The organism is Nostoc sp. FACHB-190, from assembly GCF_014696905.1.
In the GTDB taxonomy this organism is placed as follows: domain Bacteria; phylum Cyanobacteriota; class Cyanobacteriia; order Cyanobacteriales; family Nostocaceae; genus Nostoc_B.
Genome location: NZ_JACJQW010000035.1, coordinates 46,262 through 58,641, shown reverse-complemented (window position 1 = coordinate 58,641; position 12,380 = coordinate 46,262). Strand labels below are relative to the sequence as shown.

At 41.5% G+C, this 12,380-nt stretch carries 8 protein-coding genes; 1 reads left to right on the top strand and 7 read right to left on the bottom strand.

All coding sequences use genetic code 11. From position 1 onward, the window contains the following. Positions 1-55: 55 nt before the first annotated feature. The 7 genes from tilS to H6G28_RS28050 all read right to left on the bottom strand — a co-directional run bounded on the left by tilS (position 56) and on the right by H6G28_RS28050 (position 9,806). The gene (gene tilS, locus H6G28_RS28080; protein WP_190675905.1) at positions 56-1,036 is read right to left on the bottom strand and encodes a tRNA lysidine(34) synthetase TilS; all 981 of its coding nucleotides are present in this window, start codon (positions 1,034-1,036) and stop codon (positions 56-58) included. Between the two features lie 346 nt (positions 1,037-1,382). Continuing rightward, the gene (gene ccsB / locus H6G28_RS28075) at positions 1,383-2,438 is read right to left on the bottom strand and encodes a c-type cytochrome biogenesis protein CcsB (protein ID WP_190675902.1); all 1,056 of its coding nucleotides are present in this window, start codon (positions 2,436-2,438) and stop codon (positions 1,383-1,385) included. A 198-nt stretch (positions 2,439-2,636) separates the two neighbouring features. Then, complete coding sequence (locus H6G28_RS28070) at positions 2,637-4,808, bottom strand: GumC family protein (RefSeq protein WP_190675900.1); 2,172 nt, start codon at positions 4,806-4,808, stop codon at positions 2,637-2,639. A gap of 66 nt (positions 4,809-4,874) precedes the next feature. Next, positions 4,875-6,284, bottom strand: coding sequence for a polysaccharide biosynthesis/export family protein (locus H6G28_RS28065; protein ID WP_190593035.1), 1,410 nt, complete (start codon positions 6,282-6,284; stop codon positions 4,875-4,877). 360 nt (positions 6,285-6,644) lie between these two features. After that, positions 6,645-7,382 carry a cyanoexosortase B system-associated protein gene (locus H6G28_RS28060; RefSeq protein WP_190593034.1) on the bottom strand — a complete coding sequence of 246 codons (738 nt, stop codon included), beginning with the start codon at positions 7,380-7,382 and terminating at the stop codon, positions 6,645-6,647. A 74-nt stretch (positions 7,383-7,456) separates the two neighbouring features. Beyond that, positions 7,457-8,356, bottom strand: coding sequence for a cyanoexosortase B (crtB, locus tag H6G28_RS28055; RefSeq protein ID WP_190593033.1), 900 nt, complete (start codon positions 8,354-8,356; stop codon positions 7,457-7,459). A 280-nt stretch (positions 8,357-8,636) separates the two neighbouring features. Then, positions 8,637-9,806 (bottom strand): DegT/DnrJ/EryC1/StrS family aminotransferase, encoded by a 1,170-nt coding sequence (locus tag H6G28_RS28050; RefSeq protein ID WP_190675898.1) that lies wholly within the window; start codon positions 9,804-9,806, stop codon positions 8,637-8,639. 667 nt (positions 9,807-10,473) lie between these two features. Between H6G28_RS28050 and H6G28_RS28045 the strand changes: the two genes are divergently transcribed. After that, positions 10,474-12,027 (top strand): GAF domain-containing sensor histidine kinase, encoded by a 1,554-nt coding sequence (locus H6G28_RS28045; RefSeq protein WP_190593031.1) that lies wholly within the window; start codon positions 10,474-10,476, stop codon positions 12,025-12,027. Positions 12,028-12,380 lie beyond the last annotated feature (353 nt).

Genomic DNA, 12,380 nt, shown 5'->3' with positions numbered 1-12,380 from the left:
TTCGTTTTTTCATGATTCTGCGTAAGTCCTGACTACTAAAATCCAGTTTTATACTTCACGCTTCATACTTTATCAAAATCCAATCGCCTTGGACTTGAGCGATCGCACCACCAGGAAAGGGATCGGTTTGGGAACGGTTCGGGGCGATAATTAAAGCTGTTAATTTTTCAATATGGTCAAAATTAGGTGCGTCGGGTAAGATTTTTAATAATATCTGTCGCATCACCCGCCGTTGTAAAGCTATTGGCGCTGGTTTTAATATCTGACGATTCAATTTCAAAACATCACCACTCCCCATAGTTGCTGCTTCCCGCAACTGCTGGGCGGCTTGTTCTAAATACTCAACATCTGCTTGCAAAAGTTCTGCTGTTTGGGCTAAAGCTGATTCGACTTTGGGGTTCAAGTTGGTTTGTAAATAGGGAATTAATTCTTGGCGGATGCGATTGCGGGAATACTTAATATCTTGATTAGTAGAATCTTCCCAAATAGGTAATTGAAAATCTTGGCAAAATTGCCCTGTTTGTTGACGAGTAATTTCCAATAGTGGACGAATTAAAATAACTTTTTCCGATAACGGACGTTGCCAAGTTAAAGCTTGTAAACCATCAGCGCCAGTACCACGCATTAAATTGTACAGCAGGGTTTCAGCGCGATCGCTGGCTGTGTGTCCAGTGACGATATATTGATAATTATATTTTTGGGCGATCGCATTTAAAACTTGATATCGCCAATCACGCGCCGCCGCTTCACTATTTACAGGTTCTTTGGCAGTTTCTAAATAAAAATCCACACCCCAATTTTTCGCCAAATTTTCTACATGGTTGGCATTTGCTTGTGAATCATCCCGCCAGCGATGATCGCAATGAGCAATACCGATATGCCATAACCATTTAGGTTGCAAATCTAAGAGTAATTTAATTAAACACAGAGAATCTTGTCCACCAGAAACCGCGACTAATAGCCGTTCCTGATGTTTAAATAAATGACGCGATTTGATAGTGCGATGAATTTTGGCGTGTAAAGGAGTCCATACCATTTTGAATTATTAACCGCAGATGCACGCGGACGGACGCAGATAATTGATAATTTTATCCGCGTGCATCTGTCTTGAAAAGTTTGCTCAAGTCGGCAGAGCCGCCCACGCAACTTTTCGCTGCGTACATCTGCGGTTTCAAAACATAGAATCTATTCACAAAATATCAAATATATAGCGGTAGTCAGAGATGTTAGGACAATTTTAAAGCTTGAATACAAGGAATGGTAAGACTTTTTCTCCTGCCTGATTGGTGAGCGAACTTGTACTGAGCGCAGTCGAAGTAGCCAAACCACTGCCTTCTGCTATAATTTCACCCCTCTCCACTTATGAAGAGGGGCTAAAGCTATTAAAAAAACCAACCGTACGAATGTAAACCTTTGCCTAAAAGATTCACACCCAGATAACAAATCCAAACGACAACAAAGCCACTGGCGGCTAAAATTGCGGGGCGACGACCTTGCCAACCACGGGTAATTCTAGCGTGGAGGTAAGCTGCAAAAACTAACCAAGTAATTAACGCCCAAGTTTCTTTCGGGTCCCAACTCCAGTAAGAACCCCAAGCTTCATTCGCCCAAACTCCGCCAGCGATAATCCCAATTGTCAGCAGGGGAAAGCCTAAGCCAATGATGCGATAGCTAATATTATCTAGGGTGTCGGCAAGACTGAGACGCTGGGGTGAAAGAACTGCGGCGGGTTCTGTAGCTTCTGATGGTGCAGTTGTGACCAAGTTTAAAACGGCGGTGTTACCGTTGTTAGTATTGGTTTCAAACCGACGAGCAGAACCGTTATTTTCAGCTAGATTTGTTGCTGGTTGAGTAACTAATTCACCGGCTTTGTGTAGGCGATAACCATTACTGCGGTAGCCACCAGTACCAACAGAACTACCTTGTAACTCGATTTTTTGACCGCGTGTTACAACCAGAAAAGCGATCGCTAATATTGAACCTACCATTAATGCAGAGTAGCTCAACATCATCACACTAACGTGCATCATCAGCCAGTTAGACTTTAATGCAGGCACTAATGGTTCTGCTGCTTGCATTGTTGAGGGTAAAGTCAGGGCAGCAAAGGCAGTTATCCCCATTGCCACAGGTGTAGTAAAAACCCCCACTAAGCGGCTACGGGTGCCATTTTCCGCAATTAAATGAACTGCTGTAATTCCCCAAGTCAAAAAAAACAGTGATTCATACAAGTTACTCAGGGGAAAATAACCTGCTTCTATCCATCTTGCGCCTAAAAGGGTGGCGATACACAAATTAGCGATCGCCATTCCAGCTGTTCCTAAAGCGCCCAATGCTGGTAGCTTGGGAAAAGCTGCACCTCCCCAGTAAACCAACATGGTGAGGAATAACACCGCAAAGGAGGCATTATCTAGCCAGTTCTGGAGTCCAACCAGATTCATACAGTATTCTCCACCGTTATTGCTTAAAGTTGCGATTCTAACTATTTTGATCCTAACTTGAGTTTAATTAGAGACTCAGCGTAGATAGAATAAATTAATGTCGTAATTATTAATCAGCTCGCATAATCAAGATTACGAATTTCTGTGTCTCAATCTCCGTTCTTCACTTCGATTGGCTCTGTGACATCAGCGTATTACTTACCCTACGGAAACTTGGTCAACTTCTTCCACAATTGCTGATTCTGATGCAGAGGTTGGTAATGGTTCTTTCGTTTCTGGTAAAGCAACTTCAATATCAGCACCATTGATAATCACACCCAGTAGCCCCAATTCAGCTTCTTGTAATTGATCGATCGCTTCACCTAACAAACTTTCTTGTGTATAGTTCGGTCGGGCGACCATGACTATACCATCGCTATAGGGTTGAATCAACAAAGGATCATTGGAATAACTTAAAGGACTAGTATCTAAAATCACTAAATCATAACGCTCACGGGCATCTTCCATCAGCCGCCGCATTTCGCTAGATTCGATGATAGCTGGAGATTGACGAACAGGGCCAGGACTAGGAATAATGTATAAATTTTCTATATCTGGTACTAAGCGAATACAATCACTCAAGCTGGCATAGTAACGCAAAGGTTCAATAGTCGCGTCGGGGTCGAGATTAACTTTTAGGGATGCAGCCCGCGAAGGCGATCGCAAATCAGTTTCAATAATCAAAGTACGTTTCCCCGCACGAGCGCAAGCCACACCCAAATTGTAAGCACTTACTGTTTTGCCTTCTTGAGCGCCAGTACTAGCAATGAGGAGTATTTTTACATCTTTACCACCCAAACGGCGTAAATTACTGCGGAATTTTTCATAAAACTCTAAATAGGGCGAATCGGGTGAAAATACTACTGGTACTGTGTCTGGAGGTAAATTCTCCACTGACATTAAAGGTATTTCGCCAAGTAACACCACCTCTCGTTGTTTGAGGCTGTCGCGGATATCTTCTTGAGTTTTGAATGTCCCTTCTAAAGCACCCAGTAAAAATATCACACCACCACCCACCAACAAGCCCAAGAAACCACCAACCCCTAGAGTAGCTGGTACGCTTTTGGCTTTCGTGGGTTCGGGAATAATCAATGGTGAGCGGGCAATAGTTAAGCTACTAACAGTTTCTGCCTCGGCGGTTTTAGAATCAGTAAGTTTGGCTTGCATTTGGTCATAAACCGCTTTTTTCAAGGCAACTTCCTGTTCTAAGCGCGATCGCTCTAATTGTTTGTTGGGTATTAAAGAATACTCCTGCCTGAGTCTGACTTCCTCGCGGATTTGCTGTGCCAACTGTTGTTGTAGAGTATCGCGTTGGGTTTGCAAAGTCACCATTTGATTCGCTAACCCTTGTCTGGCTGGGTCTAAATTACTTTGAGCGCGAATCCCGGAAATATTTCCCGCCAACGGTGCAGCCGCACCACCGCCACCAATCACTTCATTAGCACGTTGTTGAATTAGTTGTTCAGTGGCTTCTTTTTGGCGATACAACTGAATCATCGTTGGATGTTCCGGGCGTAAATCTTTCCGCAGCAAAGCGATTTGCGATTCTGTTTGATATAGCTGTGTTCGCAAATTGGTCAAAATTGGGTCAGCACTCAAAGCTGAGGAAACATAAGCTTGATTGACATCTAAACCTAACTTGGTGCGTAAACTGAGAATTTGAGCGTCAATCCCTGCAATATTTAATTGAATTTGTCGCTGTTGATTTTGACTGTTAGTAATTGCTGCTAATAAACTACCATTTTCTGCTGATAATATTGCTGGACGCTCCCGGCGATCGTATTGTTCTAATCTTTTCTCCGCCGTTTGTAATTCTGCTTTCGCCTGGGGTATGCGTTCTTCAATTTTTTGAATAATTGCTCTTAATCGCCCTGTATTAATCTCGCCACTCAGCTTGATCATTGCTTGCATCAATTCCTGAAGCACTTCTTGAGCGCGTTTCGGATCAGTATCTTTATATTTCAGATCAATCACTGTCGATACAGCTTCTCCCGCCTTAGCAGCTTTTTCGGGTAACTTCAAAGCCACATTTGTACCAAGAGTTTTGGGCTTAACATTAACCTTGGTTGCAACTGCTTCAATAATTTGATCTGACAGTAAAGCCCCCTCACTTAAGTCTTGTCCTTGCTGCTGAATTTCATTTCCCGTCAGCGAAAATGAAACCGGTGGACGATTATAAGTCAGTGCTGCATTTGCTATGTAACTTATTGGTGGATCTGGTTGTACCGCCACCACCGTTGACCCGACAACCACTAGCCCAAAACCAGCTAGTCCAATCCACTTGTACTTCTCGAAGGCAATTAGATAGCGTTTAACAATTGGTGGGGTCATAGCAGAGACACATAGAAATAAGCGAGAGAATGGTGGTCAAGAATGATTTACCAAGCCAGAGATGTTTTAATTTGAGCCACCGCCAAAAAATTGGAAGAAGCGGATAAAACTTTGAACATCAAAGAACGGCCGAGTAATTGTACTAAAGATATTGGTGATTCTCGTAATCAAGTTGCGACCAACAACAATAACATCATTATCTTGTAACGGGACATTTTGAGATATATCACCAGAAAGTGCTTTTTTGGCATCAAGCCTTTGCGTAACTGCGCGGCCCCGTTCTGGGTCGAATCGAATTAAAGCAATATCTCGAAGGTTTGCTGTATCTAAATTAATTCCCCCCAAAGCATCTACAAAAGTACTGCCATTTGGTAGGGTTTGTGTCACCAGTCCTCCAGCAGCGTAGTTTAACAACCGGACACGAATTTGTGGTACAGCTAAAGATGAACGAGCAATTAAATTGCGATCATAACCATCATCATTACCCACCTCCCGACGGGGGATAATCACTGCATCGCCATCTTGCAAGCGTAAATTCGGCACGGAAGCACCATTTTGCAATGCAGCATACAAATCAATATTTTGCGAAATCACAGAACCATCCATTAATGTCCGCCGTACTTGCACTTGACGCAGATCAGCACCCATTGTAGAACCACCAGCTATCAGTAAAGCATCAGCAACTCTTGGGGTTGCTGAGGTGACAGAATAAATACCTGGGCGAAAAACTTCACCACTAATCGTAATTTGTACAGGTCTTGTGGCAGATAGAGATACAGAAATCATCGGATCAACCATAACCCGACTTAAACTTAAGCGAATTTTTTCTTGAGCTTCTGCTAAACTCAAACCTTGTATAGATAATATTCCCACTTGTGGTACAACAATATTGCCTTCAGGACTAATTGGAGCTTGAAAACTCAAATCCGGGCGTAGAACCTTCAAAGACAAAACCACTACAGGATTAATAACATAACGATTGAATGACAAGCGAATTTTTTCTTGAGCTTCTTGTAAAGTCAAATTTTGTAGTGTTACAGTGCCGAGCAAGGGTGCGGCAATATTACCTTCTGGATTAATAGAAGCTTCAAAACTTAAATCTGGGAAGCGTTGAACTATCACACTAATAGAATCTCCCGGCCCCAAGCGATAAGCACCAGAAGGACGTTGAAACGTCACATTAATTACATCTCCCGGCCCTAAAAGGTAACGGTTGAGTTGGGGAGAAGCCGCGCCACTTTCATTGGGAAATGTACTATCAGCATTTGGAGGCGGTGCGGGAGGTTGTAGTGGTGATTCTTCTTGGGCAGGATTTTCGGGTGGTAGTACAGGTAATTGCCCTGGTGATGTTGTGGGAGATGGTAAAGATTGAGCCACAACAGGTTGAACAGAATTTGTCAGCCAAACACCTGCCTGAAAACTCACAAAACATAAAGTGCTAAATGCACGTACATAAGGATGGGAAACTATAAGCATCGGTGCGGTCAAACTGTATTGAGAATTAATTCTACCGAGTCGTTATTTTAGGTTGAAAGTAACTTGTATATTTGTTTTGAGTTGCAGAATTGATTATAGATAAGAGGCAAATTTTTAACTTGCCACTCTGGGAAATTGATGGATCAAAGATAACAGGTTTTCCACATTCTTTAGTTAAGTTCACATAGTTACAACCCAAAATACTTCTCAACTGGCTATAGCAATCCTAAATGATTGATTAACATCTCTCGGACTTGAAAGTGCTGAGTGCTGAGTGCTGAGTAAAAATGCTAGTCCCACTTTCATGCTTGGCTATGAAACAAGTTTCATCGGGACTGCCTTGTCTCTTTTGTTCATGTATCATCTAGGATTACTAGATAAAGCATTTGCCATTAATCTAGTTTGCACCGTTTCACCCAAAGATTGAGCTAGTGACTTGGTAGTTTCTATGTTACCCAAAGGCTCAATCGGTATCATTATACTCACTGCTACCCAGGGATTTCGGCGTTTCTGCAACTGTGCCAATTGATCTTTAACAAACCAGTGCAAAGGTGATGGGTTGCCACCATTGGGGAAAGCATACCACTGTAAAACAGCAAAGGTATCTTGTTGCGTGGAAACGCGGAAAAATCTCGCTTTTACCAACGCATCAGCAGTAGAACTAGCATTTTGGGACGGTTTCACTGAAAATTCCAGAGAACGTTCTTGGGCTATATCCCATTTTCCCCAGCGCAACCTACCCCAGCCGTTAATCTCCGTCCATTCCACTTCCGGTTGATCCTTCGGGCCGTTTTGTGGCAGTAATAGCAAAATCACCTGAGTGGGTGGACTTGCTTGTTTGAGAACTTGCAACGACCATTTATGTTCGCCTACTTGTTGTTCGGCTTGTTGAGTTGTTTCCCAGCCAGGAATGGTTAATCCGGTTTTACGTATTTTTTTTAATTCCTTGAGGGTGGTGACAGGTGGCGGCTGTTTCCATTCCCAGCGCCCTTTTAAGTAGCTGGGAACTGCGCCCATTGCCAAGAGCAGCAGCAACAATACCAGAGGTATTATATAAGTCACCTGTTTTTCTTTGAGAACCTTGGAAAAGGAAATCATCAGTAAAATTTGCAAGATTTACGCAAGATTTTACTGAATAATTGGTACTCTGAGTTCAGTAAAAGTAGCATTTATTAGTTCTGCTCTTCTATTGGTTCTGCAATTTCTGGATCTGCTAACAAATTGTTGTTCATCCAGTTCAGTAATGGTACGAGTAATAACAGCATACAAGCAGAATACAGATCACCGCCCCAACTATCATGCAACCATTTAAATGCGGCTTCGTTACCTGTGCCGTGAAAGTAACTGAGGAAGGTGTTCCGAATAATATTGGCGGTAACGCTAATGGCTACAGAAATACACATAAACCAAACACTAATGCGTCGGGAAACCAAAGCACCAGTCCAATACAGCAGCATTAAGCTGACGTAGAGAGTTGTAAACAACATTTTTAGCCCTGCACAATAGGGCGCTACTTCCACAATGCGTCCACCAACGTAAATATTGATTTCATCAACGGTGACTTGCATCCCAATTTGATTGAGTATGAATCCGGCTGTGCCAGCGATAAAGCTTTGTAGGGGTAAGGTGTAGGGAACTAATAAATAAGGTACAAAAGTGGGGGTTGCTAAAAATATCAATACCAACGGAAAGCCTTGTAAGCGCACACCTGCCACACCTTTAAACCACAGGCACAATCCTGTCAGAATAATTGGCAAAGATAGGTTAACCCAATCAGCAATTCCGCTTAGATAAAATACGCCGCCGATTAACAGTAAAAAAGCACCCAAGGGATGAGTGCTATCTGGTAAGCGTTGCCATTGTTTGCGGTTTAACCAACTCAAATAAGCAGCAAATGGCAGACCGATTATTCCATGACTAAAATATTCGTGTTCGATGCTGATAGTTTTGTGTAGCCAACCATCTAGCCAATGAAGCAACAAGGGTGTGTATAGTAATGCTAAAACACCTAAAATTGCGATGCTCAGTATTTGTTGAGTGCTTCTAATTTGAATGTGTTGCGGAAGTGCCATGATTTTAAAGTATTGAAGAATTCAGAACTCAGGAGTCAAAAGAGCATGAGATGATAAATTTAGTCTCTAGGATGAATTTCATTATGCCCACAGACTAAAGTCTGGGGCTACACAATCGAAGTCTGCACTTCGACCCTTCGACAAGCTCAGGGCATCGCAAGCTCAGTGACCACCTGCGCGGACTAACCTCAAATCAATACTTTGGAAACCGCGCAGATGGTTATTGAGCTTGCTGAAATGTGGTCACTACCTCTGGTTGTGACTCATGAATTCTTGGTTTTTAGACGGATAACAACTGTTGTTGTTCGCCACTCATGATTGATGTAATCTCTGCCACGACTTCTTGAATTTGGCTACTGCTTAAACCCGGATACATGGGTAGAGATAATATTTGTTTGGCTAGTTTTTCAGACTGGGGGAAATCTCCTGGTTGATAGCCCAAGTAGGTAAATGCTGGTTGGAGATGGCAAGGAATTGGGTAGTGAATTCCTGTTTGAATGCCGACGGCTGAGAGTTTGTCTTGAATTTGCTGGCGGCGTTCTGGTGAGGTAGGATCATCCACTTTAATGACGTAGAGGTGATAGACGTGTCCTGCGCCGCTTTGATTTTGGATGGGGATAATGCCAGCAGATGCTAAGGGGGCTAATTGAGTATCGTACTGTTGGGCGATGGCGTTGCGATCGCTATTCCATTGTTGTAAATAAGGTAATTTTGCCAGCAACACTGCTGCTTGTAAGGTATCTAGGCGACTATTTGTCCCTGGTTCCACATGCACATATTTTTGGGCTGCACCGTAATTGCGTAAGCGCACCATTTTTTGGGCAATTTCTGGATCTTTGGTAATTAACATTCCACCATCACCAAAAGCCCCTAAATTTTTACTGGGATAAAAGCTAAAAGCGGCGGCTGTCCCCACAGAACCAGCCCGATAACCTTCGCGTTCAGCTAAGTGCGCTTGGGCGGCATCTTCAAAAATTAATAGTTTGTATGTAGCGGCAAAATCTAATAATTGTTTTGGCGATACCATCTGCCCATACAAATGTACAGGAATAATGGCTTTTGTCTGGGCGGTAACTACTTTCGCTGCTGCGGCTAAATCAATTAAGGCTGTATGGGTGTCGCAATCAACTAAAATTGGTTTTGCGCCAACCCGTAACACTCCAATTAATGTGGCAACAAAAGTATTGGCTGGCAAAATTACTTCATCGCCCACACCAATATTACAAGCTTGTAAACCAAGAGCGATCGCATCTGTTCCAGAGGCTACACCCACACCATATTCTGAATTAGATGCTGCGGCAAAAGCTGTCTCAAAATCTGCCAATGCCTTACCTAAAACAAAATCTCCCCGATTTAATACACTATTAATTGCTTGTTCTAATTGATTTTGAATTGGTTGATGTTGTAAATTTAAATCAACAAAAGGGACTCTCACAACCATTTTATTCATTGATAATTGCGCCTCAAACTTTAGGTGTAAAACTTGCTCGAAAATCTGTGTAAACTGATTGTTTAACCATAAACTTTAAACAAATCAGATTTGTAAAACATAAGTAAACCTTTGATAAAATTTACTCTTGAATATAATTTTTTCTGCCATAAAATCCATGAATAACAAACATAAAAGCCTGATACTAATTTTGGTTACTGACGAATTTATATTGCTGGAAAAATAGATTTTTATCATTTGTTAAATACTAGAATAATCTGTATTTTCTGCTCACAAACATCAAAATACTCCCTTAAATACGATTAAGTTAATTTAACAGTATTTATACGTAAAAAATATTTGAGATATAAACAATGTTTGCGTAAGTACGGCAGAAAACCTCATTTTTGCCCTATGTATACAATTACTACAGAGAAAATACTTTTATACCAATCTTAGAATTATATTACCCAAGTCAAGTTAAAAACTAACGTTGTCTGATATCAAAACCTTGAGTAATCGTGACATCCTCTTATTTATCCGTAATTTCCACAGTTATATAAAATTTCTATGCAATTATTGTTTGTCGAGGGCAAAATTGGGGAATGCTTAACAATAGGAAATCATAACCCGGCAACAGTGGTTATATATATTACAATATCGACGAATTATCAAGGTAGCGGTGGCAATGGTAGAGCCTGAAAATAACTTATTTGCTCTTAAGGATGGTTGGGCTTCTCAAGAAACAAGAGAACAACAGCGCCTCACCGTGCTGTCAGAACTTGGTTTGCGACAACCCGAAACAATACCAGTTTTTGAGGAAGCTACTCAAACGGCTGCCCATTTTTTGGAAGCACCAATTTCCATATTGGGATTTGTAGATCAGGAACGTCACTGGTTTAAGTCAGCAGTAGGTTTATCCAGACTGGGATTAATGAATCATTTGGCGCAAAACCGTCAGTTATTGCGCCGAGAATCTTTCTGTACCCAAGTCGTGGAAACTTGCAGAGAACTAGTCATTAACGACACTCATAAATATAGTAGTAATACTATTGTTACTAGTAAATTAGTACAAGAATATGGCATTCGCGCCTACTTGGGAGTGCCATTAATTGATTCTTCCGGTCATTGTTTGGGTGCCTTAGCCGTGATGGATTTGGTACCGCGCGAATTTAAAAACCGAGATATTGAATTTCTGCAAATCATTGCTCGTTGGAGCATGAGTGAGTTTGAACGCAACCGACTTTTGCAAAGTAGACCAGAAAAAAGCAATCAAAAGAATGGGTCTACTTTATTCATCAATGAAGAGTCTAGCAATGGCATTAAGCTCTCATCAGCGAGTTTAGAAAAAGAATCACATTCTACTAAACAGCTAAAACTAGAACTATTAGGTCAACTTACCCAAGAGTTACGGACTCCTTTAACTTCTGTGCTGGGTATGGCTAGTGTTTTAGGTAGAGAAATTTATGGGCCTTTGACAACCAAGCAAAGAGAGTACCTCGAAATTATCCAACATAGTGGTCGTTACTTACTTTCTCTCGTTAACGAGATCACTGAATTAGGTACTGTAGAGGACAATTCCCAGAGTCTCAACCTAGCTCCAGTAGACATCGAAATGTTATGCCAACAAGCTATTAATAGCTTGGAAGAGCCAGCTAACCGTCGGGAGCAAGATATTCGCCTATCAATAGAACCAGGGCGTGGTCGCATTTGGCCTTTGGATAAAGACAAAGTGCGGCAAATTCTTTATCACATGGTGTTTAGCGTAATTCAGTTATCCGCTACAGGTAGTATTGTGCGGATTCATGTCTCTTACAAGGAAAATACCCTGAATATTACTGTTTGGGTTTCACATCCTTGGCTGGGAGATGGAATTACTGAAGTTGATCCTTATTTTCGGCTTCATCCCTTATCTTTATTGGAATTGACCAATGAAGCAGTATCATACAGTGCTTATGCCGCAAACCCAGATGAATTAGGAGGTTTGACAATAGCACTAGAACAATCACCCAACTTAAATGATTCTTACTCAGATTTATTGATCGCTAATCCTGAGATGGAATTAGTTAAGAGTAATAATGGTTTATCTCGTGAAAGCTTAGGTTTGTTGCTCAGTTGTCAGCTGGCGGAATTGCATGGTGGACAAATTTCGATTCAAGGTTCAGCAGAATCTGGACACCGTTATGTACTGTCTTTACCACTACAAACGGCTAATACGAGCGAAGCTGTTAACGAAATTTAATCACAAGCTAATTCTTTTGAATCTACCCAACTACTAATTTTTTCCCATCAATCAGCATCATCAAATCAATCAACACTCGTCTTCAGAGACATCAGAGGCTGAGATTAAAAAAATATTTCGTTATTCAAGGATAAGGAGGACAGAAGTATTGTGGAGTAAACAAATGAGATGATTTATTTGTGGGATTACCTTAAGTAAAAAGATTAAAATCTTAAATTTCGATTTCTGTCCAATTTTTAGATGTGATATTCCGATTTTCGCCCAAATGCAATATTAACTTGCGATCGCTGTTGTTCTCTGTTTATAATCACCCGCATTATCATTGAGGGCAAGTTCTGTCTGTGCAGTTCGGC